This window comes from Zunongwangia sp. HGR-M22, assembly GCF_027594425.1.
Lineage (GTDB): Bacteria > Bacteroidota > Bacteroidia > Flavobacteriales > Flavobacteriaceae > Zunongwangia.
On record NZ_CP115159.1, the window covers coordinates 3522536 to 3548229 of the forward strand.

Annotated in this window: 23 protein-coding genes and 1 tRNA gene; 6 read left to right on the forward strand and 18 right to left on the reverse strand. The window is 34.6% G+C overall.

Annotated elements, in window-relative coordinates:
- The first annotated feature begins 15 nt into the window (after positions 1 to 15).
- On the forward strand, positions 16 to 1458 hold the full coding sequence (locus PBT91_RS15270) for a glycosyltransferase 87 family protein (protein ID WP_270059322.1): 1443 nt from the start codon (positions 16 to 18) through the stop codon (positions 1456 to 1458).
- On the opposite strand, the gene PBT91_RS15275 is transcribed toward PBT91_RS15270, so the two are convergent.
- The 8 genes from PBT91_RS15275 to PBT91_RS15310 all read right to left on the reverse strand — a co-directional run bounded on the left by PBT91_RS15275 (position 1435) and on the right by PBT91_RS15310 (position 9801).
- Positions 1435 to 2070: a lipid-A-disaccharide synthase N-terminal domain-containing protein gene (locus PBT91_RS15275; protein ID WP_270059323.1), complete on the reverse strand. Its 636-nt coding sequence runs from the start codon at positions 2068 to 2070 to the stop codon at positions 1435 to 1437. The genes PBT91_RS15270 and PBT91_RS15275 overlap by 24 nt on opposite strands.
- A 111-nt stretch (positions 2071 to 2181) precedes the next feature.
- Complete coding sequence (locus tag PBT91_RS15280) at positions 2182 to 3153, reverse strand: deoxyhypusine synthase family protein (RefSeq protein WP_270059324.1); 972 nt, start codon at positions 3151 to 3153, stop codon at positions 2182 to 2184.
- The gene (gene speB / locus PBT91_RS15285) at positions 3146 to 4021 is read right to left on the reverse strand and encodes an agmatinase (RefSeq protein WP_270059325.1); all 876 of its coding nucleotides are present in this window, start codon (positions 4019 to 4021) and stop codon (positions 3146 to 3148) included. The genes PBT91_RS15280 and speB overlap by 8 nt, the downstream gene beginning before the upstream one ends.
- Before the next feature lie 66 nt (positions 4022 to 4087).
- Positions 4088 to 5482, reverse strand: a complete 1395-nt coding sequence (locus PBT91_RS15290) for an arginine decarboxylase (protein WP_270059326.1) — start codon at positions 5480 to 5482, stop codon at positions 4088 to 4090.
- A 315-nt stretch (positions 5483 to 5797) separates the two neighbouring features.
- Positions 5798 to 6637 (reverse strand): pseudouridine synthase, encoded by an 840-nt coding sequence (locus tag PBT91_RS15295; protein ID WP_270059327.1) that lies wholly within the window; start codon positions 6635 to 6637, stop codon positions 5798 to 5800.
- Positions 6638 to 6786: 149 nt separating this feature from the next.
- Positions 6787 to 7692: a geranylgeranylglycerol-phosphate geranylgeranyltransferase gene (locus tag PBT91_RS15300; protein WP_270059328.1), complete on the reverse strand. Its 906-nt coding sequence runs from the start codon at positions 7690 to 7692 to the stop codon at positions 6787 to 6789.
- Positions 7693 to 7713: 21 nt separating this feature from the next.
- Complete coding sequence (locus PBT91_RS15305; RefSeq protein ID WP_270059329.1) at positions 7714 to 8652, reverse strand: mevalonate kinase family protein; 939 nt, start codon at positions 8650 to 8652, stop codon at positions 7714 to 7716.
- 57 nt (positions 8653 to 8709) lie between these two features.
- Positions 8710 to 9801, reverse strand: a complete 1092-nt coding sequence (locus PBT91_RS15310; protein ID WP_270059330.1) for a diphosphomevalonate/mevalonate 3,5-bisphosphate decarboxylase family protein — start codon at positions 9799 to 9801, stop codon at positions 8710 to 8712.
- 104 nt (positions 9802 to 9905) lie between these two features.
- On the opposite strand from PBT91_RS15310, the gene PBT91_RS15315 reads away from it, so the two are divergent.
- Positions 9906 to 10382, forward strand: a complete 477-nt coding sequence (locus PBT91_RS15315; protein WP_270059331.1) for a TspO/MBR family protein — start codon at positions 9906 to 9908, stop codon at positions 10380 to 10382.
- Here the strand turns inward: PBT91_RS15315 and PBT91_RS15320 are convergent.
- Both PBT91_RS15320 and PBT91_RS15325 read right to left on the reverse strand, forming a co-directional pair.
- Complete coding sequence (locus PBT91_RS15320; protein WP_270059332.1) at positions 10379 to 11593, reverse strand: NAD(P)/FAD-dependent oxidoreductase; 1215 nt, start codon at positions 11591 to 11593, stop codon at positions 10379 to 10381. The two genes, PBT91_RS15315 and PBT91_RS15320, sit on opposite strands and share 4 nt — an antisense overlap.
- Positions 11594 to 11630: 37 nt before the next feature.
- Positions 11631 to 12299 carry a glycerophosphodiester phosphodiesterase gene (locus tag PBT91_RS15325; RefSeq protein ID WP_270059333.1) on the reverse strand — a complete coding sequence of 223 codons (669 nt, stop codon included), beginning with the start codon at positions 12297 to 12299 and terminating at the stop codon, positions 11631 to 11633.
- A 153-nt stretch (positions 12300 to 12452) separates the two neighbouring features.
- Between PBT91_RS15325 and PBT91_RS15330 the strand changes: the two genes are divergently transcribed.
- From PBT91_RS15330 to PBT91_RS15340, 3 genes are read left to right on the forward strand one after another with little or no spacing between them, the layout of a single operon-like run.
- Positions 12453 to 13301 (forward strand): SDR family oxidoreductase, encoded by an 849-nt coding sequence (locus PBT91_RS15330; RefSeq protein ID WP_270059334.1) that lies wholly within the window; start codon positions 12453 to 12455, stop codon positions 13299 to 13301.
- 17 nt (positions 13302 to 13318) lie between these two features.
- Positions 13319 to 13843 carry a DUF421 domain-containing protein gene (locus tag PBT91_RS15335; RefSeq protein WP_270059335.1) on the forward strand — a complete coding sequence of 175 codons (525 nt, stop codon included), beginning with the start codon at positions 13319 to 13321 and terminating at the stop codon, positions 13841 to 13843.
- Positions 13844 to 13867: 24 nt separating this feature from the next.
- Positions 13868 to 14482 (forward strand): FMN-binding negative transcriptional regulator, encoded by a 615-nt coding sequence (locus PBT91_RS15340; protein ID WP_270059336.1) that lies wholly within the window; start codon positions 13868 to 13870, stop codon positions 14480 to 14482.
- 53 nt (positions 14483 to 14535) lie between these two features.
- Here PBT91_RS15340 and PBT91_RS15345 read toward each other — a convergent pair whose 3' ends face one another.
- From PBT91_RS15345 to PBT91_RS15370, 6 genes are all read right to left on the reverse strand, one after another.
- On the reverse strand, positions 14536 to 15243 hold the full coding sequence (locus PBT91_RS15345; protein WP_270059337.1) for a TerC family protein: 708 nt from the start codon (positions 15241 to 15243) through the stop codon (positions 14536 to 14538).
- Positions 15244 to 15448: 205 nt separating this feature from the next.
- Complete coding sequence (locus PBT91_RS15350) at positions 15449 to 15877, reverse strand: hypothetical protein (RefSeq protein ID WP_270059338.1); 429 nt, start codon at positions 15875 to 15877, stop codon at positions 15449 to 15451.
- 263 nt (positions 15878 to 16140) lie between these two features.
- Entirely contained in the window at positions 16141 to 18345 is a 2205-nt protein-coding gene (locus tag PBT91_RS15355; protein ID WP_270059339.1) for a PepSY domain-containing protein, read from the reverse strand.
- Positions 18346 to 18352: 7 nt separating this feature from the next.
- Positions 18353 to 18838, reverse strand: a complete 486-nt coding sequence (locus PBT91_RS15360; RefSeq protein WP_270059340.1) for a DUF2271 domain-containing protein — start codon at positions 18836 to 18838, stop codon at positions 18353 to 18355.
- Positions 18839 to 18846: 8 nt separating this feature from the next.
- Positions 18847 to 20349, reverse strand: a complete 1503-nt coding sequence (locus tag PBT91_RS15365; protein ID WP_270059341.1) for an ankyrin repeat domain-containing protein — start codon at positions 20347 to 20349, stop codon at positions 18847 to 18849.
- A gap of 411 nt (positions 20350 to 20760) precedes the next feature.
- Positions 20761 to 20842 (reverse strand) — tRNA-Leu (locus PBT91_RS15370).
- A 127-nt stretch (positions 20843 to 20969) separates the two neighbouring features.
- Between PBT91_RS15370 and PBT91_RS15375 the strand changes: the two genes are divergently transcribed.
- Positions 20970 to 22358: a dipeptidase gene (locus PBT91_RS15375; protein WP_270059342.1), complete on the forward strand. Its 1389-nt coding sequence runs from the start codon at positions 20970 to 20972 to the stop codon at positions 22356 to 22358.
- A gap of 348 nt (positions 22359 to 22706) precedes the next feature.
- On the opposite strand, the gene PBT91_RS15380 is transcribed toward PBT91_RS15375, so the two are convergent.
- Together PBT91_RS15380 and PBT91_RS15385 are read right to left on the reverse strand one after the other, a co-directional pair.
- Positions 22707 to 23663, reverse strand: coding sequence for a peptidoglycan DD-metalloendopeptidase family protein (locus PBT91_RS15380; RefSeq protein WP_270059343.1), 957 nt, complete (start codon positions 23661 to 23663; stop codon positions 22707 to 22709).
- The gene (locus PBT91_RS15385) at positions 23656 to 25371 is read right to left on the reverse strand and encodes a DUF885 domain-containing protein (RefSeq protein WP_270059344.1); all 1716 of its coding nucleotides are present in this window, start codon (positions 25369 to 25371) and stop codon (positions 23656 to 23658) included. Before PBT91_RS15385 ends, PBT91_RS15380 begins: the two co-directional genes overlap by 8 nt.
- Positions 25372 to 25694 lie beyond the last annotated feature (323 nt).

Genomic DNA, 25694 nt, shown 5'->3' on the forward strand with positions numbered 1-25694 from the left:
AAAGTATATGATTAAATGGCATCAAGCTTGTTCCAATCCCTGAAACTCTATAAAATTCCGTTGCTATTATTCTTAACGACTGCTGCTTTTTACTGGAGTTTTGCTTACGATCTTGATCGAGCAGATTTCCCAAAATTAATCACCCTTTACGCGGGTTTGTTTTTTCTGAGTTTTAAAATTATTCAGCTTTTAAAAACACGATTCTGGTTTTTGGCAGGCGCAGCTTTGATCTTTAGACTATTTTTTATTTTCGCTTTACCCAATCTTTCACAAGATTTTTACCGGTTTATTTGGGATGGGCGATTACTCGCTAACGGAATTAATCCGTATTTATCGACGCCTGATTATTTGATAGAATCGGCACATTTTGGTAGTATTTCCCAAGCTCAGCAACTGGTGAATGGCATGGGCACACTAAGTGCTTCCAATTACACTAATTATCCGCCTATTAATCAATTGATTTTTGCTGTTTCAGGATGGTTTTCAGATAAAAATATTCTTTTTTCCGTAGTAATTTTTAGGCTGTTTATTTTGTTGGCTGAAATCGGAATTTTGTTCTACGGAAGAAAACTTTTACAAAAACTTGATTTACCAGAATACTACATTTTCTGGTTTATACTGAATCCATTTGTGATTATTGAATGCTTCGGAAATCTACATTTTGAAAGTGTGATGGGATTTTTTATTCTACTGAGTTTTTACTTTTTATGGAAACGAAAATGGATCATTTCAGCTATAATTTTAGGGTTATCGATTTCCGTAAAATTGCTTCCGCTGATGTTCCTACCGCTCTTTCTGAAGTTTTTCAGTAGTAAAAAAAGTGATGCAGAATTTATCGAAAATCGAAATCTAGCAACTCCATTTTCAGAAAAAATTACTGAACTAAAATCGATAAAATGGACTAAACTTCTTGGATTTTATGCTATCGTGTTGCTAACGGTCATTTTAAGCTTTCTTCCATTCTATAATTCGGCTTTTCTGAATAATTTTTCTGAAAGTGTTGGGCTTTGGTTTCAGAAATTCGAATTCAACGCCAGTATTTACTACATCGTTCGTTGGATTGGTTTTCAAATAAAAGGATATAACATTATCGCTGATGCGGGTAGGATTCTTCCTGTAATCACTTTTATAATAATCCTAGCCATTGGTCTTTTTAGAAAAAATAGCAGCTTAAAATCGCTAATTTCAGGTTGTGTTTTTGCGCTTGCCTTTTATTTTTTGCTCTCGACCACTGTTCATCCTTGGTATATTGTGACTCCGCTTTTGCTTTCAGTATTCACCAAATATCGATTTCCTATCGTTTGGTCTTTTATGGCAATTTTAAGCTATAGCGCTTATGGAAATGCCGAATTTCAGGAAAATTTATGGCTGGTGGCATTAGAATATTTAGTAGTGATTGGATTTGCGATCACTGAAGTTTTCTTTCCGAAGAAATTAAGCTTTAGCCTTCTTTCTTGATTTATGCATCAAAAATAAATTTCTTATATATACTACTGCTCCAAAAAAGTGTGCTGATAATAACACAGGATCGGTTCTAAAACAGGCGTATGTAAAAATAATGGCAGAACCGGTTAAACTCATTATCCAGAATCCCCAAGGCAAACTACTTTTGTCGTGCCTTTCAGAATAGATCCACTGATAAACGAATCTTCCTGTATAAACCATTTGTCCTACTGTTCCCAAAATTACTAGCCAAATAGCTATATTATCGCCGGTAAACAGCCTGGACCAATCTAAATCACTAAAAAACACAAGATAAACAGTAATAAGTATTGGTGAGAGAACCACAGCGATTTTAAAGAAAATATTGGAAGGTTTCCACTGGTCTTGTAATTGTAAATTGCGGAAATAGATATAATAAATAAGCGCCTGGCCAATCATTATCGATAAATCCTTACGTAAATAGCCGTAAACGAAGAACAAAATAGCACCTAAAAGGCTAAGCTGCCAAAATAATGTTGGGGTTTGAACTTTATTTTTTTTCTCTGATAACAACCATTGATTTACTAATCTGGCTGAAAAACATAATTGAGCCAAAAAACCGATCCCATACACTATCCACATATTCATACAACCAGAGAATTAAAAAAGCTGCCCAAAATACGCCAAAATTGACTAGAGGACAGCTTCAATTTAATATAATTATTTGTTAATACTCCACTAGAAGTATTAATCGGCGCATTACATATCTAATAAATAAGCAAATATAAGTGGGGCTACAATTGTTGCATCGCTTTCAATAATATGCTTAGGCGTATTAATATCTAATTTACCCCAAGTAATTTTCTCGTTTGGAACAGCACCAGAGTATGATCCGTAACTAGTTGTAGAATCTGAAATCTGGCAGAAATAACTCCAAAATGGAGTATCGGTTCGCTCTAAATCTTGATACAACATTGGTACTACACAAATTGGGAAATCTCCTGCAATACCACCTCCAATTTGAAAGAAACCAATACCGGTATTCGCATTTTCTGTATACCAATCGGCTAAGAAAGTCATATACTCAATCCCAGATTTCATAGTACTAGCTTTCAATTCTCCTTTAATTACGTAAGAAGCGAAAATATTACCCAATGTGCTATCTTCCCACCCCGGTACGATTATCGGTAAATTTTTCTCAGCAGCAGCATACATCCAAGAATCCTTCAAATCAATTTCATAATATTCTTCTAGAACTCCAGAAAGTAATAGTTTATATAAATATTCATGAGGAAGATAACGCTCTCCTTTATCATCTGCTTCTTTCCAGATTTTATAAATATGCTCCTGGATTCTTCTAAAAGCTTCTTCTTCAGGAATACAAGTATCGGTTACTCGGTTTAAGCCACCTTCTAACAATTCCCATTCTTCTTTTGGAGTAAGATCACGATAATTAGGCACGCGCTTGTAATGTGAATGTGCTACAAGATTCATTACATCTTCTTCAAGATTCGCACCAGTACAGGAAATGATCTGTACCTTATCTTGCCGAATCATTTCAGCAAAAATCTTTCCTAATTCGGCTGTACTCATTGCACCAGCAAGAGAGACCAGCATTTTATTGCCTTTCTCTAATTGCTTTTCGTAATCTTTAGCGGCATCGACAAGCGCTGCTGCATTAAAGTGTAAATAATATTTTTCTATAAATTGCGAAATCGCTCCTTTATTCATCTTCGTCGTCTTCGTTAGAATCTTGATATTTAAATTTGTAGCTAAGCATTTTATAATAAAGTTTAGCTGCTAGAAAGTCTGAAGATTTTTCATCTTTATTTGGGCAAAGCTCAACGATATCAAAACCTACCACGTTTTTCTTTTTGAACATCAATTTTAAAAACTCCAAGGTTTCGTACCAAAATAAGCCTCCTGGCTCAGGTGTACCTGTAGATGGTAAAATTGAAGGATCGAAAGCATCTAAATCTATCGTAATAAAAACATTTGGCGTCATTTGTCCAATAGCATCATCCATCCAGTCTTCATATAAATCGTGTCCAAAATAAACTTGATTCTCGTCCATATGATCGGTTTCTGAAATATCCATTGAACGAATACCAACCTGTACTAGGTTTGTATTTTTACTAGCTTCATGCATTGCGCAGGCATGATTGCATTTAGAGCCTTCGTATTCTGCTCTCAAATCGGCATGAGCATCAAGTTGTACTACTGTTAAATCTGCAAAGCTTTCATTAAATGCTTTAATACTACCAATAGAAATACTGTGCTCACCTCCAAAAAGGGTCACAAATTTGTCCTGAGCGATATAGTTTTTAGTAGTTTTATAAACCGCTTCTACCATCTTTTCAGGTGATGCATCTTCAGTTACTGGTGGCGCTAAATAGATACCTTTTTTGTAAACTTCAGATCTTGTTTCAATATCATAAAGTTCCATGTTTTCTGAAGCTTCTAAAAAAGCATCTGGTCCTTTATCTGCGCCTTTTTGCCAGGTACTTGTTCCATCATAAGGAACAGGAATTAATACCACTTTTGCCTCGTCTATACGAGCGTATTTATCTGGTATTCCGGCATAATTCTTTTTACTCATTTTAATCTAATTGGTTTAATAAGAAATAGTTGAAATCATTAAAGATAAATATTTTAATGATTATAATTACTGGTATCCTAAAATATCCAGCATATCTTCTGCTTTTTGCTGTTCTTTAAAAATCTTGGTAGTGATTTTACCATTTTCGTCCTTATCTATTAGCAAATGCTTTGGTTGCGGAATTAAACAATGTTGTAACCCTCCAAATCCACCAATGGTTTGTTGATAAGCACCGGTATTAAAAAACCCAATATATAATGGCTTTTCCTTTTTAAACTTGGGAAGATAAATAGCATTGGTATGTTGCTCACTATTGTAATAATCATCACTATCACATGTTAATCCTCCCAATAATACTCGCTCGTACTCGTCGTTCCAGCGATTAATGGCTAGCATCACAAACTTTTTACTAATTGCCCAAGTATCTGGTAACGTTGTAATGAAAGAAGAATTGATCATATTCCACTTTTCACGATCGTTTTGTTGCTTTTGGTATAAAATCTCATAAATAGCGCCACCACTTTCACCTACCGTAAAACTTCCAAACTCGGTAAAAATATTTGGAACCTCAACACCGGCTTCTTCGCAAGACTGTTTGATTTGGTTGATAATCTCTTCAACCATATATTGATAGTCATATTCAAAATGAAGTGAATTTTTTATAGGAAAACCTCCACCAATATTTAAACTATCTAAAGTTGGACACACACGTTTAAGGTTAATATACACCTTAAGACATTTATTGAGCTCGTTCCAATAATAAGCGGTATCACGAATACCGGTATTAATAAAAAAGTGAAGCATTTTTAGATTCACTTTATCGTTATCCTTTATGGATTGATTGTAGAATGGCACAATATTCTTGTAACCTATTCCTAATCTTGAAGTATAGAATTCAAATTTTGGTTCTTCTTCTGATGCAATTCTTATCCCAACTTCAAAATCATCATTAATCCTATCTTCAAGTAAACTTAGTTCTTCGTAATTATCAATAATCGGGATACAGTTTTTGTGCCCATTATTAATTAGCCTACCTATATTATTGACATATTGGTCGCGTTTAAAGCCATTACAAATTACATAAGCATCATCTTTAAGTTTTCCAGAAGCCTTCAATTTTTCAATAATATTGATATCGAAAGCAGAAGATGTCTCGATATGAATATCATTCTTTAGCGCCTCATTCATCACATATTCAAAATGCGAACTTTTGGTACAATAACAATAATTGTAAGAGCCTTTGTAATCAAGATTCTTGATTGCGGTATTAAACCAGCCTTTTGCACGATTAATATTTTCTGAAATTTTTGGCAGATAAGTAAATTTTAATGGTGCTCCGTACTGTTTTACCAGTTCCATTAAATCTATATCATGAAATTGAAGTTCACTACCTTCTAATTTAAATTCTTCTTGAGGAAAATAGTAAGTTTGATCGATTAAATCCCTGTATTTGGTATTCAATTTATATAAGTAAATGGTTAAAAAATAAAAATTAGGTATTATTTCATCAGTCTGAAAATTCAGATTGATAAAATATTGTTAAGAATATTTTCAATATAAAAATTACGATGTCTAGAGGTTGTTCTAAACTCAAGTTCCACCTGAATTGGCGGGAATCTGAAAAGAAAAATGTTTTTCAATTTAAAAACACTAAAAGAATATTTCTAATAATTAATGATCTAATTATAATTGCGATTGCTAAAGAAGCAATTTATCCCAGTTATAATTTCTGGGATAAATGTAAATAAAAAAATGATTGAATATTTAAAAAATGATTTACAAATTACCAAGATTAATAACCTCTTGCTTGGTAAGTGTTCTAAAGCGACCTCTTGGCAAATCTTTCTTGGTTAAACCACCAAAAACTACACGATCTAAATTAACAATCTCGTATCCTAAACTTTTAAATATTTTCTGAACGATATGGGATCTTGTGCTTGTTAGCTCTAAACCTACTTCAGATTTCGGTCGATCTTTCACATAACTCACATCGGTTACATTTACTTTTTTCCCTTCAATAAAAACGCCTTCTCTAATTTTCTCTAAATCTTCTTGTGATAACGCACGATTAATTTTGATATGATAAATCTGACGTATCCCATTTTTAGGATTAGCTAATTTCTTAGCTAGAGCACCATCGTTTGTAAATACCAACAAACCGGTAGTTTGGGTATCTAATTTACCAACTGGATCGAGTTTAGATTTAGAAGCTTTCGCCATAATATCCATTACCGTTAATCCTCCTTTATGGATACTTCCGGTAACGAAAACTCCCTTAGATTTATTTAGTACAAAGTATTCAGGCTTATCTGGAGATATGCTACGGCCATCGAATTTAACTTCATCAGTAAGCTGAACTTTGTAACCCATTTCGGTTACTATTTCTCCATTTACAGAAACATTTCCTGAAGATATGTAAATATCGGCATCTCTTCTAGAGCAAATACCTGCGTTAGCGATATACTTATTTAAACGCATTCCATCTTCCCTTTTTTCTAAAGCAGTTACTTTTTTAGATTTTATAGGCGCGTTACCGCGAGCATAAGATTTGTTGCGACTACCGCCACCTTGTCTTCCACTATGCTTTTTTCCTGAAGAATTATCATTCCTGCTCATATCGCTAATTTTTTGCAAAGATACTGGTTACCTTCGATGTTAAAAAATGATTATTGAAAGATTTTGAATTTTCTTTAATCCAACTACTTCAAATAAAGAAAGTTGAAAGCCAATTTTACATATTTCAGTATAAAAAAGCTTCGGCTTCCTTAAAAAACTCGGTTTAAAAGGGTATCTGGATCGATAAGTAAAATACTGAAAACCCCCAAAACAATTATAAACTTGAGAATATTATGAAGCAATAAATACTGCCACCTCGCTTTGCTGAAATATAGAATAAGCATAAATAGGATAAGCAATAAAAAGCTTGCCCAAAAATAAATATCCATATACCCCAAATCAAACTTTTGCGTAAGTAATAATGTTGGGATGATAGAAAATAAGAATAAAATCCCTAAAAATAATTTGCTCCACTTCTCCCCATATACCACAGGTATCGTATTATAATTTAGAGCCAGATCTCCCTTAATATTTTCTAAATCTTTTACCAATTCTCGCATAGCGATCATTAAAAAGAGGAATGTGGCATGGATAAAAATTACAGCTTCGGTATTACCGTAATACACAAACACAGCAAAGAAAGGTATAATAGCCATTACAGATGCTACAAGATTCCCAACAAATAAAATCTTTTTGAGACGGTGTGAATAAAACCAAATTGCGAAAATATACAGCGAAAAAAAGACCACCGTTTTAAACGAAACATAGCTGGCGAAAAATACAGCAAACATATTCAGAATAAAATATACTGAAAGCTTTGTTCGCTGCCCTACAATCCTATCGAGCATCGTTTTTTTGGGACGATTTATTAAATCTTTCTCGCTATCGTAAAAATTATTTATAATATATCCTGAAGCAATTACCGTGGCGGTACTTAGAATAATGAAAAATAGGTTATCGTCGAAAAAAACATCTCTTAAAGGAAGTTCTGGAGCTAAAATAAATGCTGAAGCTAAGTACTGCGCTATAACGATCATAAGAATATTATAACCGCGAACCACAGAAAAAAGGCTAAGCATTTTAAGCAAAAAGCGCTTATTCATCAGCGAAGCCATACGCTATTGATTTTAATAAGTTTAGAAGTTATATACAACTTCCAGATTGTAATCTTTAAGGGCTTTTTTGGCTTTTTCTAAATCTTCTGTAAATCCTAAGATATAGCCACCACCACCAGAGCCGCAAAGCTTAAGGTAATAATCGTTGGTTTCTATACCATGTTTCCACAGCTTATGAAATTGCGCAGGAATCATAGGTTTAAAGTTATCTAAAACCACATGAGAAAGATGTTTTACATTTTTAAATAGCGATTTTACATCTCCCTTTAAAAAATCATCAACACAAGCATCTGTATGTTTTACAAACTGATTTTTAAGCATTTTCCTGAAAGGTTCTTGCTTCATATTCTCCATAAATATGCTTACCATAGGGGCTGTTTCTCCCGTAGAACCGCTATCCAAAAGAAATACAGCACCTGTACCGTTTTCTGTTTGCGAAGGAATTCCGGCAGGTTCGATATTGTCTTTAGAATTAATTAGAATCGGAATGCTTAAGTAGCTATTTAAAGGATCTAATCCTGAAGATTCACCATGAAAAAAAGATTCCATTTTACCGAAAATCTTTTTCAGTTTAAGTAATTTATCACGGGTTAGATTTTCTAAAACGGTAATTTTATCTGTAGCATACTTGTCGTAAATCGCCGCTACTAATGCACCGCTACTACCAACGCCATAGCCTTGCGGGATGCTCGAATCAAAATACATTCCTTTCTCAATATCAGCCTCTAAAGCATTAATATCAAAATGTACAAGCTCTGGATTTTCGATTTGCAGCGTATTTAAATATACTGCAAAACGAGCTAAGTGTTCATTAGATTCTTTAGATTTTGCCGTAGGCTCTTCAGAAACCTTTAAAGCGCCATTATAAAAATTGTAAGGAATAGATAAGCCCTTAGAATCTTTGATGATTCCATACTCTCCAAACAATAAAATTTTAGAATAAAATAAAGGTCCCTTCATATAATTAGCCTTTTAGCTACTACAACCAGATTATGATTTACAGCAACTTATATAAAATTACAACATTTTTGCTCCTTCTCCAACCTCATCGCAAATATAGTGTCCATTTTCACAATAGACAACTAACTCGTTCTTAACAAATTCCAAAATTTCTTCTTTGTTTGCTGAAGGATATAACATATGTACGTTTGCACCGGCATCTAAAGTAAAACAAACCGGGATTCCGCTTTCTTCTCGCTTCTCCCAAATTTTATGAATAAGTGCCAAAGTATTTGGTTTCATCAACAAAAAATAAGGATCGCTACTCATCATCATGCTATGAAGGCTAAGCGCTTCGCTTTCTACAATTTTTATAAAAGTTTTGAGATCTGCATCTGCAAAAACAGGGATTAGTTCTGATAAATGATCGTTTGCCTGCTTAAATCTTGCCTCTGCAAAGGGATGCCCATGCATCAAATCGTGGCCTACCGTACTGCTTACTTGTTTAATTCCTTTGTCTACCAATAAGATAGTATCTTGATAATCCTTAAAAACGGCATCAGTTTTAAGAGGATATTCGATCCCATAATAGTCACTACTCAGCAAAATATCTTTGTGCTCGCCCCAAACGACCATATTGCCTTTTACACTTCTACAAGCACTACCACTACCCAATCTTGCTAAAAACGAAGCCTTTTTATTAAAAAAATCATCGGTCATTTCAGGAAAAAGTGATTTTTCCAAACTCATCACACAAAGTGCTAAAGCACTCATCCCACTTGCTGAAGATGCTATACCACTACTATGCGGAAAAGAATTTTCTGATACAACTTCGAAACTAAAATGTTTCAAATAAGCACAATAAGGCAAAATTCGTTTAAAAAAAGAAGCAATTTTAGGCTTAAAGCTTTCTTTCTTAACGCCTTCAAAGATCACTTCAAAAGTAATTTCTTCAGAATTTTGATGCGCTTCAGTAACTTTAACATAGTTTAATTTAGTTGTAGTTTTACAGTTTTTGAGCGTAAAACTTAAAGAAGGATTCGCCGGAATTTGATTTTCCTTTTTACCCCAATATTTAACTAAAGCTATATTACTTGGCGCTTCCCAGCTCTCCGAACCATTTTCTATGGTTGGATTAACATCTGCTACGATAAATTCCTTATCAGGCATTTTTAAAGATTTTCGACAAATATATACTTTTAAATTTTTCTTACTGATTCACCCATAATTCATTTTTTTTGCTATTTTTAAAAGACAAAACCTAATCATAACTAATGAATGCTAAGCTGCTTATACGCAGTGTTACAGCAACTGCCGTTTGTCTGGTATTTGGCTTTTTAGGCATTATTGCGCTACAAGACGGATTAGACAGCTGGTATGCTGCGCTGCAGAAACCATGGTTTACAGCACCGGAATCTTTCTTTGGCCCGGTGTGGACAATCATGTATATACTTATTGGCGTTTCGGCAGGTTTAGTATGGAGTAAAGGTTTCTATCACAAATGGGTAAAAACAGCACTTTATCATTTTGGCTTTATCCTACTACTCAACACTTTTTGGTTTTTATTTTTCTTTGGATTGCACGAACCATTAATGGCTTTACTTGCGATTATCTCCGTATTTATAGTTGTTCTTATTACTATAAAATGGTTTAAAATTGTAAACGCATGGTCTGCCTACTTACTTATCCCTTATGCTGTTTGGGTACTTTATTTGCTGGCTTTTACTTTTGAATTTTGGCGTATTAACTAACTTTCAGCAATAGCTTTTGCAGCGATATATCCACCCGTCCAGGCATTCTGAAAATTAAAGCCACCCGTAATAGCATCGATATTTAGTACTTCTCCTGCAAAATATAAGTTTTGATATTTTTTACTTCGGAAGGTTTTAAAATCGATTTCTTTTAAATCTACACCCCCAGCAGTTACAAACTCTTCTTTAAAAGTACTTTTACCGTTTACCTGAAATTCAGCATTCGTTAATTGTATCGCTAATGCTTCTAATTGCTTTTTTGAAACATTGGCCCAAACCTCTTCTTCTACAATTTCTGAAGCCTTGCATATTTTTATCCAAAGTCGCTTTGGAAGTTCAAATTGTGGATATTTAGAAACTTTTTGTTTTCCGGAGTTATTCTTAATTTTCATCAAATCTTCCATTATAGAATCTGAATTAAAACCCGGCACCCAGTTTACCACTATAGGAAATTTATAATCATATTTGTTTAATTCTCGCGCTCCCCAGGCAGAAAGTTTTAAAATCCCGGGGCCACTTAATCCCCAATGAGTTATTAAAAGTGGATCTTCACTTTCCAGTCCCGAATTCGGAATTTTCACTTCAGCAAAATTAGCGATACCGGCAAGACCTTCTATTCTGGGATCTTTGATATTAAACGTAAATAAAGACGGTACCGCATTTATTAAATGATGCCCTAAATGTTGAAGGATATTCCACATTTTAGGATTACTTCCTGTTGCTATGACTAACTTCTCGCAAGTAAAATTCGTCTTAGTGGTTTTCACACTCCAGGTATGATCTACTTTATCAATAGCATTTACCGAATATCCTGTAAGAATATCTATATTTAAACGCTTGGTTTCGCTAAGAAAGCAGTCTATAATAGTTTCAGAAGTATTACTCACAGGGAACATTCTGCCATCTTCTTCAGTCTTCAATTCTACATTGCGATCGGCAAACCAGCCAATGGTATCACCCGTCATAAAACTATGAAAAGGGCCAAGTAATTCTTTTTGTCCTCTGGGATAGTTTTGTGACAATTCTTTCGGCATAAATTCAGCATGCGTCACATTACATCGTCCACCACCTGAAATTTTAACTTTAGATAAGACCGTTTTTCCTCGCTCTAGAATGGCAATTTTTAATTCGGGATTAAACTCTGCAATATTAATTGCTGTAAAAAAACCGGCAGCTCCACCACCTACTATCAAAACATTGTAATGCGTCATCTAATTTTGTTAGAAATAATTATGGCAAATCTTATCACTATATTCGATCTGGAAAGTCGGAAATAATCCCATCTACTCCAAGATCTTTCATTTTCTTGATTTTTTCGGTTTTATTTACCGTCCAAACATTCACTTTAATTTTGTTACGGTGGCAATCCCCTATAAAATCTCTGGTTACTAATTTATAATAAGGATGAATGGCAGCTGCTTTTAAGTGTCGTGCCTGTAAAAATGCAATACTCATATCGTCTTCTGTTAACACAGCTAAAGGGATTGTAGTATTTTGACTACGAAGACTCATCAATTCATTAAAATTAAAGCTTGAAATCAAAATTCTTGATTCTGGCCGCTTTTCCAGCAAGTCTAATACCGGTAATGCTGTTCCTTCTCCTTTCAATTCTATATTCAAAATTACTTTATCCTGAATAACATCGAGCACTTCTTTTAATGTAGGAATTTGATAACCTTCTGAAGTTCTACAAGATTTTAGCTCCTTAAGTGATTTTTCACCAACAAATCCTGTACAAGTAGTTGTGCTATCTAGTTCTTCATCATGAATTACAACTAGCTCTCCCGTTTTACATAGATGCACATCGATTTCGATCATGTCTACCTTAAGGCTAATAGCTTTTTTTATACTCTCTATTGTGTTTTCGGCCACGTGACCTTTGGCACCTCTATGCCCAATTTTTAAAGGAGTTGTCATTTATAAGTGTGTTAGTTAGTGTATTTCAAATTTTTTATAGTCCAAAAAATTATATTCAGTAGTCCTTTAGAAAGGCTTAGGACAACTTAACATTTTTTTTCTGTCTGGCATGCTTAAATTTACTTGATTTCGAATTACTAAAATGCAAATTTTATGGATCAACCAAAAACCTTTCCACAACAAGATCAAAAACAACCTGGAGATGAGTATCAAATGCACCCCCAGCCAATGATCATTAGAGCGTCTTATAAAGGTAGTGAAAAGCTGAAGGGAAAAAATGCTTTAATTACCGGTGGAGACAGTGGTATAGGTCGAAGTGTAGCCTTACATTTTGCTAAAGAAGGTGCTAATGTTGCCATTATATATCTAAGCGAAGATGAAGATGCTTTAGAGACTAAAAAATTAATAGAGGGCGAAGGACAGCGGTGTGTTTTAATTGAAGGAGATATTAAGAATCCTGAATTTTGTAAAAAATCGATAAAACTTACGATTGAGAAATTAGGAAGTCTAGACATCCTAATTAATAATGCTGCTGTACAATTTCCAAAAGATGATATACAAAATATAAGTATAGATCAGATTAAGGAAACTTTTGAAACCAATATTTACCCCTATTTTTATATTATCAAGGAAGCGCTAAACTATTTAAAAGAAAACGCCGCAATTGTTAATACAACCTCGGTTACATCTTATAGAGGAAGCTCCCATTTACTGGATTATGCCAGTAGTAAAGGCGCAATTACGAGCTTTACCAGAAGTTTATCTACAATGCTCGTAACAAAAGGGATACGTGTAAACGCCGTAGCACCAGGCCCAATTTGGACGCCTTTAATCCCTGCTACTTTTGACGATGTAAAAGAATTTGGACAAAAAGTACCCATGGGAAGAGCCGGGCAGCCGGGAGAGGTTGCACCCGCTTATGTATTTCTAGCAAGCGAAGACAGCAGTTATATTACAGGACAAACCATTCACGTGAATGGCGGAGAATTAATTGGAGGATAATAATTTAAAAATACAATATGGAGAAATGGTTTGAAGCATCAGCAACAAGTTTAATTGCTATCTCATTAAGTGCAATAGGCATTTATATTTTAGTAATTATTTATACAAGAATTGCAGGAAAACGTAGTTTTTCTAAAATGTCGAGTTTCGATTTTGCAATGACGATCGCCAGTGGTAGTATTTTAGCTTCAACCATTTTACTAAAAAACGTAAGCTTAATTCAGGGTGCGGTAGGTCTTTTGGCGGTCTATATTTTACAAATTGGCACAGCATATTTAAGAAGATATCCGGCTTTTCAGAAAATTACAGATAATGATCCTATCATGTTAATGAAGGAAGGGGAGATTTACTATGATAATCTGAAGAAAGCCCGAGTAACCGAATCTGATTTGCGCGGAAAATTAAGAGAAGCTAATGTTATCCAACTCTCTGAAGTGAGAGCGGTAATCTTCGAAACGACAGGCGATGTTTCTGTTTTACATTGTGATCCTGAAACTAAATTGGAAGAATGGCTTATTAAGGATGTTAAGCAAAAAGCTTAAATTTAGCTGCTAATACCCTTTTTAATGTATCAACCGAAGAAATATCAAAAAGAGCATCCAGAATTTATTTTCGATTTTATTAAAAACAATCCTTTTGCGACAATGGTGAGCAATGCGCAAAACCTAATAGCAACTCATATTCCGGTTTTAACAGAAGGAACTGCAGAGGATTTTAGATTGTATGCGCATATCGCAAATCATAATGAGCAATTAAAGTCTCTGAAGAATGATACTGAAGTTTTATTTATTTTTCAAGGTGCAAATGCATACGTAAGCTCTTCGTGGTACGCGGAAAAAGATATTAGCACATGGGATTATTCGGCTGTTCATATCAACGCTAAGATCAAAATACAAACTTCTGAAGAGTTAGAAAACTCATTAGAAAAGCTGGTCAATACTTTCGAAAATCGGCAAAAAACGCCCTTATTTTACAAAAATATTCCTAAAAAAATACTTCAGGACCATTTGCCATTAATCACAGGTTTTTGGGCAGCGCCTTTTAAAATTCAGGGAATCGCAAAGTTACATCAAAGCTATTCTAAAGAAGATATTATTTCTTCCGTAGAACATTTAGAAAAAGGAACGCTTAGCGATAAGCAACTTGCCAAAGATCTCAAAAAAGAGAACGGATTGCTATGATTGTATTTTAGAAAGGCAACAAAGCAGTCGCTTACAATTCAGACTATTTTCAATTAATCGTTTTTCTTTCGATATCTCATATTCAGCATTTCTATAGACAAAGAAAAGAAGACCGAAAAATAGATATAACCTTTAGGTACGTGATAATGAACTGCTTCAATAATAAGCATCACTCCTATCAAGATTAGAAAACTTAACGCTAAAATTTGGATCGTAGGGTGTTTATTTACAAAATCACTTACCGCTTTAGCAAAAATCATCATTACCAAAATAGAAATTATCACTGCAATTATCATAAGAATAATTTCTGTCGTCAAGCCGATGGCGGTTAAAATAGAGTCGAAAGAGAAAATGATATCTAACATCACAATTTGAGCTATAGCCAAACCAAAAGATTTGGCGCTAACATTTTTCTCTGCTTCTTGCTGTCCTTCTACTTTGTGGTGTATTTCTAAAGTACTTTTCACTAAAAGAAAAATCCCTCCTGCTAACAAGATAATATCTCTCCAACTAAGCTCAAAATTGCCAAAAGTAAGTACGGGTTTAGTTAAACCAATAATCCAGGTAATACCTAACAAAAGTAATACTCGTGTAATCATAGCCAACGCTAACCCTCCAATTCTGGCTTTCTTTTGCTGATGCTGCGGCAATTTCCCCGCGACTAAAGAAATAAAAATAATATTATCGATCCCAAGAACAATCTCCATAAATGTTAAGGTAAGCAAAGCAACCCAGCTATCTGCCTGAAGAAAAATTTCCATAAAAACGCTATTAATTTGAGGGAGGAAAATTAGAGATTAAAAATCAAATTATAGATAATAAAAAATTAAAAAACAGGGGGGGTTATATCGCTAAATATTTATCTCTTAAATCCTTCAATAAAAAAGCCTGAAGTTGAAACTTCAGGCTTTAAAATTTGTTGTTATTAATGGTTGGGCATTAAGCCATATTTTGATCATTAAACGATTAGCGATCTCCCGCGGTTGTTGCCAAGTAGCCAATACCCTGCAAAACATCTTCTTTTTCCTCTAGATCTTTAATCATTAAAGTTTTATTACTGATATCATATTTTTGATCGAAAATCAAAAAAGCTTTTTCTAATATCAATCCCACATAAAATTTAGAAGCTTTATTTAAAATACCAGAGTTTACACTTATTCCATTTTTATCGATGTAAATTAATCTTTTGGAAAACGGCATCCAATTGGAATTAACGTTAATATTAAAATCTGAATCTTTTAAACGATTTAAGAATTCTGAAACCACCTTTTCATTGTAATGAAGGTTTAAAAATTCTTTTAAATCCTTTTGAAAATATTGACTTTCTATTACCTGATTAGCACGCGATACAATATTGTATACCTTAAGGTGTGCACCGTTATAAATTAGTTTCATCGCAAGTTGAGTTAGTTTAGCGATTCAAAATTAAACAGTTAAGATGAATTGTGTTGGTATTTAATATTAAAATTTCATCAAAAAATTGATAATTATAGATTTCCCACCTAAGTGTCTTATAATAAGAACAATCCCAAAAAAAGGCGATATTTTTTTTGCAAATATCAAAATCGAAATCACCTTTATATTTAGGATTTAGAATGAAAATCTGATCAATAATACTAAAGCGTTTTCCAATTTTTCATCTAATTGAAATTGATTATTTAATAACAATCCATTTTAAGCTGACCTTTCTTTTGATAATAACTAAGTGGTTTTTTATTGTGATTTTCGCAAATTTCAGTGAGGATTTTCACAACTTCCTTTTGCATTAAAATGGAACCGCAAATCATAATTACAATGCCATCGTTAAGACTTTTTGCTATTTTTTCAGCATCTCTAGCAATCAAATGCTGTACATAAATTTTATCTTTAGAGATTCTTGAATAAGCTGGTAAAAATTCAGCTAAGCGCCCATCTTTCAAGAAAGAATCTATTCTATTCTTATATACATTTAAGCTTTCAGAATTACGAGCTCCCCAATACAAAGTTACCGCTTGCTTCTTAGCATTTTCCTGCATCATCCCTATAAAGGGTGCAATACCGGTTCCTGTAGCGATCATTATAGCGTTGCGCGAAGCCTTAAAATGAAAGTCTGGATTTTTAATTTTTACCGCATCAATAGTGCTTCCAACTTCAACATCATTTAAAAAATTAGAGCACAAGCCAAATTCATGTTTTTTGATACTTAAAAGGATATCTCCATTTTGATCTTTTCCTATAGAATACAATCTTTCGTGATCATTCTTAGTGGGATAAATTGCCAATAAATCACCCGATTTTATCTTTTGCTTTTTTATCGGAGCTAAGCCTACAACGAAAGTATTATCCGGACTTTCATTAGCTTTAGTTTTATACAGAATTCTATATTTTTTTGTCTTTTTTCGCTGTTTTGTAACGTCATTATCTCTGGGAACGTTTACTGTAATCCCAAATTTATTGCTCCACTGATCAACCCATTGATCGAAAGCCTCCCAAGATTTATTATTTATAGTATAGGGTTGCAGAAACTGAATGCTTCCTTCATCTTCCAACAATTGTTGATCGACATCAAAAGCATACTTACAATAACTAGGATAGGCAAGAGACCCAAAACCTACTACAGAGTAGGAAAAACTATTTTTTTGTTCAATATTATTAAATTTCCGAAGAAATTTTTTAGCATTCGCAGGAGGTTCTCCATCACCATAAGTAGAGGTAAAAATAACCAATTGCTCCATTTTTTTAAAGACGGCATATTGATCCATCTGGGCTATAAAAACTTTCTTTCCGTTCTTGATTAATTCCTGCTGAAAAAGCTTAGCGAAAGACATTGTACTTCCGGTTTCTGATCCTACAAGAATGATAATTTCGGCTTCATCTTTCTTAAATTTATTCTTTAGCAGTGACTTTCTCCTTTTAAGTGTGATTGCAAAACCAGAATAGATAAAAAAGAGTATACTGATGCAGGAAAGCGCTAAAATTATCGCCCAAATTACATTTCCTCGCCCGGTATGCAAATTATAACTATAGCCTGAAATTAGATTAACCAATGGATAAGATAGTTCACTAACAACTTCACCTGTGTATTGATTAACTAATATTTCTTTATTTTGAAGACTAATTTTAAAAGGGTCTGAAGCATCTTCGCTAAACGGAAATTCAATAGATCGTATATCGTCTAAATAAATATGCTCTAAAGCAGGAAAATTAGATAAAGTACGCTGAGTATTTTCAACTAACTTTTCTTCATTTATAGTATGCGAAAGCCGAACTTCAGGAATAATATTAAAACGCAATAAAGAAAGGAAAACTCCGGTTACGGTAATGATGATAATAGGGATAAGCGACAACCTGCCCAAATAGATATGATAATAAGAGTAGAAATTTTCTCGTACAATTTTATCGAAAATCGCTTTAAAACCTTGCTGTCTTTTAATCACCAGTATTAAACCAGTGATACTGATTAAAAACAACAAGAATGAAGTAATCCCCACAAATATTCTACCAGCACTTTTAAGAAATAAACTACGATGCAGGCTAGTTGCAAATTTGAATAAAGAAGATTGGCCCTTAAGTTCACCGATTTTTTCTCCGGTTTTTGGATTGATATAAAAATCTCCACTATCGCCCTCCATACTAAACACAGAAGCGATAGCAAATCCCTGCTCATCGACCTCTAAACTCAGTACCTCATCATAGTTAGACTGAAGCGTTCTTATCACTTCAGAAATTTGTAATTCTGAAGTGTCTACTGGTTGATAATCTAGCGCAGCATGATCGATCGGCTCGAATGCTAATATTATACCTGTTACCGAAGCAATTAGGATAAAAACAAAAGAAGATACAGCCAAACTTAAGTGACTGTATCTCCAAATCGATAATATCATAGGACTACTATTTGCTTGCCATTATCCGTACATAGCGAATATAGCCTTTGCCTTCAAATTTACCTTTCAGATTTTCTGAAGTTAGTGGAAGCTCTAGATCTTTCACATAATACTTTTGATCTTCTACGGCAGTTTCAAAACGTATTTTGTAACCGCTGTCTATTTTATCAGATTCGATTTGAAAAGCACCCATTCCACGTCCACCGGCACCTACAGTTGCCCCAGAAATGGCGTCAATATTCTCATCCTTTTGTTTTTGATCTTCCCACCAGTCGGTTAAATCTGGATACCACTCTTCGTCGTCGCCTTGCACCAATAAGGTTTTCTCGTATTCTCCAGAAGGGTTAATTAATGAGACAACAACATAAGCTCCTTCTCCATTATAATTTGTTAGCTGAATAAGGCACTTAAAAGATGTAGATTCTGAACTTACAAACGAGAACAAACCTAAGCATAAGACTAAAAGACCTATTTTTAATGTATTAAATTTCATCTTGTATGTTATGATTTTAAAAATTCTAAATCGGCATTTGATTCCTGAAGTATTTCATTTTCGCTAGCCAAATCGTAAACACTTTCTCCAAAATCTGTGGTTACTTCCTTATTGGCTCCATGATCTAAAAGAAGCTTCATAATTTTAGTATTATCTGATCTTAAAGCTGCAATTTGTAGCGGAGTATTTCCTTCAGCATCTGTAGTATTTACATCTATTTCTTCCTCCAATGCTTTTTCAATTAATGCCAAATCATTTTTCTTTACTGCCAGGGTAAGAAAATTTTCCTCGTTAGCCTGAGTTTTAGAAAAATTTACACCTTCTCTTTTCAGCAAAGTCATCTTTTCTTCAAAAGCCTTCGCATTACGCGGATGATATGAATCAACTAAATAATAAACCAACGTGTTGCCAGCATTATCTGTAAATTCAGTTTTAGCGCCTTCATCAATCAAATATTTAACAACTTCAGGAGAATTTCCAGAAACCGCCAGACTTAAAGCTGTTTCGCCTTTTTTATTTGCAGCGTTGATATCGTCTGTTTTTTCAGCAAAAAACTTAATTATTTCAAGATTATTTCTTCTCGCAGCGTTAAGAAGCGGCGTATTTGCTTCATCATCTTTCGCTGTTGGATTTACACCGTTTTCAACAAAAAAGTTGATCACTTTCATATCTTTGCTTCTTGCAGCTAAAACATGCAGTGGTGTAGATCCATCATCCTTAGTCACATTTGGTGCTACTCCTACTTCTTTTAAATATTCGAAAACAGATAAGTCGTTTGTAGATCTTCTAGATCCCATAGCTGCAAAGAACATTGCATTTCCGCCAACTTTATTTTCTTCTTTATAACTTACCCCTTTTTCGATAAGCTTATTCATCATTTCGATATTCCCAGATCTTGCTGCGTAATTAAAAACGCCGTTACCTTCGTCATCGGTATCTTTAATAGACAAGCCTTTAGATTCAAAATAGTCTACCATCTCGTAATCGGTGAGACTTGGCATCATTAAAAGCAAGGCATTGGCGCCAGAGTGTGTTTTTTCTACTTTAGGATTCGATCCTTTTGAAATTAAGTAATCGTAAAGCTCTTTATCCTTAACACCTGCATTTGCCGCAAAATTAAGAACCGAGTACCCATGATCATCTACTAAATCCATTCTAGCTCCTCTTTCTCCAAATAATTTTACGAGTGGTAAATTACCTGCAGAGGCTGCCCAAAAAATATAGGTTCTACCATCGTGGGTTAACTTGTTTACATCGTTACCTTCTTGCTCTAGCAAATATTCTATAACTTCTTTCGATGGTTTGCTGAAAATCGCCATAACGACAGGATCAAAATTACTACCGTTTCGTTCAGTTGGATCGTTCCCTTTTTGCACCTCACTTTTTACCTCGCTTACACTTGGATTATTAGTCCAATAATCTCTGGAAAGAAAAACATTATCTTCCTGAGCCGTTAATGGTAAAGCCAGTACTAAAGCTGTTCCTGCCAAAATGTGCTTAATTTTTATCATACTAGTTTTTTTCTGAATTTTCTAATTATTGATCTTTACATTAGGCCGAAACCTGCTAAAGGAATCGAACCATTTTAGGACGCAATATACTATTTTTTGCGATTTTATTTAAACTTAGTCTAAATATCGATTGGGTTTTTTAAAGATTTTTAAGAGTACTTAGGATTAGGTTTTATGCTGAAAAAATGAAAGTAAAATTTGAATTGAAGAATATAACTAAACTCAATTTGCTAAAATTTGTTGAAAGAATACGAGTCTTAGTTTTTCTCAACCCTCAATTTAACTGAAGTAATAGTCTAAGGATTCTAGAAAAGGAAACCGAAGTAAATGAAGATTATGAGAATTTTGCGCTATCTGCAAAAAAGAAATTCCATAAAAAAAGCCTCTCATTTCTGAGAGGCTTTTAACCTGTGCGGGCGGAGAGACTCGAACTCTCACACCTCGCGGCACTAGATCCTAAGTCTAGCGTGTCTACCAATTCCACCACGCCCGCAGGTTCAATAAAGTGCTCATCCTTTCGGTAAGCAGATGCAAATATAAACAAATCTTTTAATTCACAAACAAGCTTCCAAAAAAAATTCTGAAATTCTTACCTTTGATAAAACTCAAAATCCAAACTCATGGACAACGTAAAATCTTATGTTGAACAGCATAAAGATAGATTTGTCTCAGAACTTGTTGATTTACTTAAAATTCCGTCGATAAGTGCCGATTCAAAATTTAAAAATGAAATGATCACCACTGCCCAGGCAGTGAAAACAGAATTAGAAAAAGCTGGTTGTGATTTGGTCGAAATATGTGATACCCCAGGCCATCCTGTAGTGTATGGAGAAAAAATTATCGATAAAAACCTACCTACGGTACTGGTTTATGGCCACTACGATGTGCAGCCTCCAGATCCTTTAGATCTTTGGAACTCCCCACCTTTCGAACCTGTTATTAAAGAAACTGAACTTCATCCAGAGGGCGCTATTTTTGCCCGTGGTGCCTGCGACGATAAAGGCCAGATGTATATGCATGTAAAAGCATTGGAATATATGACCAAAACCAATCAGCTTCCATGCAATGTAAAATTTATGATTGAAGGGGAAGAAGAAGTAGGCAGCGAACATTTAGGATGGTTTATCGAAAATAATCTGGAAAAGCTCAAAAATGATGTGATCTTAATTTCAGATACCGGTATGATTGCCAAAGATGTGCCGAGTATCACCACGGGATTAAGAGGATTATCATATATGGAAGTAGAAGTTACCGGCCCTAATCGCGACCTTCATTCTGGATTGTACGGTGGTGCGGTTGGAAACCCCATCAATATTCTAACTAAAATGATTGCATCGTTAACCGATGAAAATAATCATATTAGCATTCCAGGATTTTATGATAAGGTTGAAGAACTTTCTGCGGAAGAAAGAGCAAAAATGGCTGAAGCACCTTACAATGAAGAAGAATATAAAAAGAAACTAGACATCAATGATGTTTATGGTGAAGCCGGGTATTCTACTTTAGAACGCGGCTCTATTCGCCCTACTTTAGATGTAAACGGAATTTGGGGCGGTTACATTGGTGAAGGCGCGAAAACAGTTTTACCTTCAAAAGCATTCGCAAAGATCTCGATGCGACTTGTACCTAACCAAGATTGGAAAGAAATCTCTGAACTTTTCAAAAAGCATTTTGAAAGCCTGGCTCCAAAAGCAGTTAAAGTAAAAGTAAATACACACCATGGAGGTTATGCTTATGTCACACCAATAGATAACGACGCTTATAAAGCGGCTAGCAAAGCTTACGAAACAAGCTTCGGGAAGACACCCATTCCGCAGCGCAGCGGTGGTAGTATCCCTATTGTTTCTTTGTTCGAAAAAGCATTAAAAAGCAAAATTATTCTGATGGGCTTTGGTTTGGATACAGATGCAATCCATTCACCAAACGAGCATTTTGGGATTTGGAATTACCTAAAAGGCATTGAAACCATTCCGCATTTCTATAAAAACTTTGCTGACTCGCAGAAGTAAATTTGCAATGGCAGTGAACAGTTTTATAGCATAGCGATCTGCTAGAAAGCTTTCAGCGCACTAATATTTACAAACCTCGCAAGTCTTTAAAAACTTGCGAGGTTTGTTTTATAAATAGAATTAAATGAATAAATTTCTCTAATGCGTTACTGCCTCGCGGCTAGGCAAGCTCGAAATTACAACTACGTAGATTTCATATCACACCTGCCAATGCGATCTAAATCTCGTCCAAAATTCAGCATTCAAGATTTAAAATAAATTTCCCGTCTCTTTCTCAGAAAATCTCCTTTCTAAATCTGAAAGCGGAGCGATCTAATTTCTACCATCTAACAGAGCAGCGATCTGTAATTAGATCTTCTCGATCAAATCTCCACGAACTGGTGAGTAGTTTTCGATATATTTTCGTTTCACTTTTAAACGCCTAAAATGATTCTTCAAGCCTTTTGCCTGATTAATTTTAAGTTCATCCTGAACATGCATATGCAAATGTGGCTCAGTAGAATTCCCAGAATTTCCGCATAAGCCTAAAAACTGTCCTTCCCCAACCCTATCACCTTCTTTTACTTTAATCGAATGCTTTTTTAAATGCGCCAACCATAAAAACTCTCCATCTTTCAGTTTGATCACAATGGTATTTCCGGTCATAAAATCTGGATTAATCTTACCGGGAATATTATCGTAAATGCCATCGACAACCATAACTACTTCTCCGGCTGCCGGTGCTAAAATCTCTTTTCCAAAGGCATAATATTGCTCATTAAAGCTTCCATCACCATCATGCGTTTTAAGATCATCATTGATTACTAAAAAATCAAAAGCGCCGGTTTGTGCAGGATGCTCCACATGATAATTATCTTTTTTTGTATCACCACCCCAAACTACATACCATTCGCCTTCAAAAGGGAGATCCAGCATTGTATCGGCTTCAGCGAGGTTTGTTTCTTTTCCATATGGCGTAAACTTCAACCCCGTTATCTCTTTATTTTCTGAAAGTGCCAGGCTAAACATAAAAGCTGCGCCCCCAAATTCCGTAGCATAAATAGTGTACGGCGGATTAAACGTTAAAAACTCTGATTCGATAATATTTCCTACAGAACTCTTTAAATTCTTAAAAAACGCTTCTGTTTTCTCTAAACTTAATGCACCTTGCATTTCGGCGGAATAACTATTAAATATCGAATCATATTCTCCGGAATTATATGCTATAATTATCGATTCTTTTACCTGATCGTAATCATCCCTGGTTTGCCCGAAAAAAAACTGAGAATTCAGCATAAAAAGCACTACGAAGAACGACTTATTCATTTTTTATGTTTTGTATATAGTTGTTTACCAAATCTTCCATCAGCTTTAAAGTCACCGTTCCGTGAGATAAAATTACGTTATGAAATTCACGAATATCGAAAGCTGTCCCTAACTCTTTTTCTGCCATTTTACGTAATTCTTTAATTTTTATTTCTCCTATTTTATAAGAAAGTGCCTGTCCCGGCCAAGAAATATAACGATCGATTTCGGTATTGATCTCGTGTAAAGAAAGGGCTGTATTTTTGGTTAAAAATGCTACTGCTTGTTCACGACTCCAGCCTTTAGCATGCATCCCGGTATCCACTACCAATCTGCAAGCGCGCCACTGCTCGTAAGTTAGTTGACCAAATTTTTCATACGGTGTGGTATAAATCCCCATTTCTTCTCCTAAACTTTCAGCATACAAACCCCAGCCTTCTCCATAAGCAGAAAGGTAAAATCTACGTCGAAAAGGCGGAATACTATCTCCTAGCTCGGCATTTAAAGAAATTTGCAAGTGATGTCCTGGCACCGCTTCGTGAAGTGCTAAAGCCGGCAATGCATATTTTGGCCTGCTTTCTAATTTATAGGTGTTGATCCAAAAATATCCCGGCTCGGTTGGCGACGAAGATCCTTTATATCTCCCGGCTGTATATTTTGGCGCGATAGCGCTTGGTACTGGCGCTACTCCATAAGGCTTTCTGGGCAAAACCTTAAAAAATCTCGGTAACTGTGCGTCGATTCTTTTAGCAATATCTCGCCCCTCTCTTAATAACTCTTCTCCGGTTTTGGCGTAAAACTGATCGTCTGTTCGTAGAAAATCAATAAATTCATCAAAACGTCCATCAAACGCTACTTCTTCAATAATCGCTTTCATTTCAGCATTAATTCGCGCAACTTCTTTTAAACCAATTTCATGAACTTCTTCAGCTTTAAGATCTAGCGTGGTATAATAATGAATTCGGTTTTGATAATATTCCAGACCATTTGGAATTTCAGAAACACCAATACTTTTTCGGGTTTTGGGGAAATATTCAGATTCAAAAAACTTTTTTATTCTTTTAAACTGCGGAATTACATTTTCTTCCACAGCTATTTTAGCCACTTTTAATACTGAATCTTTTTGTTTTTGTGTTAAGTTTGTTGGCAAATCCTGAAACGGACTGTAATAAAAGCTTTCGTTATAATCGCTTACGATCTGATCGTTATACGTTGACTCGTAGCCCTCGAAAATAACTAAAGGCTGCGTGATCCCTAATTTTAGTCCTTTTCTGAGTAGATTCAGGTTTTGATCAACATATTGCGGAATCGCATTGAGCTTATTCAAATACTGTTTTACTTGCTCGTAATTATTTAATCGAGCAACATGATAAGGCAAACTTACATGAAACCCGGCATCAGAAAGAAGCGGATTCAAATAAGCTTTATATTGATATTGATCTACACGTTCCTGGAGTTTAAATTCAATTAATTCGGCCGTAATCTTTTCGGTTTGGGAGAGATTTGATCTATCGATTTTGGATAACTTATCGAGAAGATTTTGGGCAAAATCGGCTTCAGATTTATAAAATTCTTCAGTATGTAAACCCAAGGGATATTCTTGGTAATCGTAAGCTCGATGTTCACTTTCATTCTTAAGGATACTATCTAATTTAGCTGAAGAATTTTGAGCTAAAGAAATACTGGCTAAAAATATATAAAATGAGCAAAGAAGGAATTTTAATTTCATTAATCTAGGGCTTTTACAGAGCCTAAGATAATGAATATATGGAAATAAGATTTTCGAATTTTGAATTAAGAAAAGTGATCATCTCGACTTTATGGATAATTCTTTCCGAAGTTAGAAGTTAGAATAAAAAAAACGATAGCATCTAAAACCGAGAATCAGAACAAAATTTTGAAATTGAAAAAGATTTATACATTCCGCTTTGCTCTAATCGAAGTGACATTCAGAAATTGTTATAATTATCAACAAACCTTGATTCTTGCACCTTTACTCATTGTCTATTCTACGACTGCCAAGTGATCTAACCGATTACTGCCAACTGAGAC